A 586-nucleotide genomic window follows, 5' to 3' on the forward strand; every position below is an offset into this window, starting at 1 on the left:
ACGTCTCCTTCATCTGTACAGAAACCTAGCATCCCACATCGTTAAGACACTTCATGAGCTAGGAGTTTCAGCGATATACTTAGGTTATCCCTTTAACATAGCACAGGACAAGGGCAACAAGTTTACAGTGAACATGTGGTCTTACCGTAAGTTGATTGACGCCATTGAGTTGAAGGCACAAGAGTACGGTATGAGAGTGTTTGAAGTAGTTGAATACAATACATCAAAATACTGTGCGTATCATGGGATTGAAGTTAAGAGGCATCCAAGAGGAGTCATTAATTGCCCTATTGGGCATAAGTTGCACAGCGACTTGAACGGTGCATTGAATATTATGAAGAAAGCAACAAACGTGATGATTTCAACAATTAAAAACCCTCTCTCATTCATTGTGGATCATAACCGAGTAGCACCCGTAAAGGGGTGTAACCCTTGAGACCTCAGGGAACCGAACCCTCGCCCTTTAGGGCGGGGAGGAGGTCAGTTTCTGCTACTTGTATAACTCCTGGACTAGGTACATTACTTGAAAATTTAAAGAGTGAAAACGTTATACTATTTCCTGATACTGCAACTGTTTGATATGTTG

The 586-nt window shown here is 41.8% G+C and carries 1 protein-coding gene; it reads left to right on the plus strand.

Features of this window, described 5'->3' with window-relative positions; translation table 11 throughout:
- The coding region (locus tag ACP5H1_RS08610) for a zinc ribbon domain-containing protein (RefSeq protein ID WP_427974134.1) at nt 1-436 on the plus strand (436 nt) is incomplete at its 5' end.
- Between the last annotated feature and the right edge of the window lie 150 nt (nt 437-586).

This window comes from Acidilobus sp., from assembly GCF_049973875.1.
Classification (GTDB): domain Archaea; phylum Thermoproteota; class Thermoprotei_A; order Sulfolobales; family Acidilobaceae; genus Acidilobus.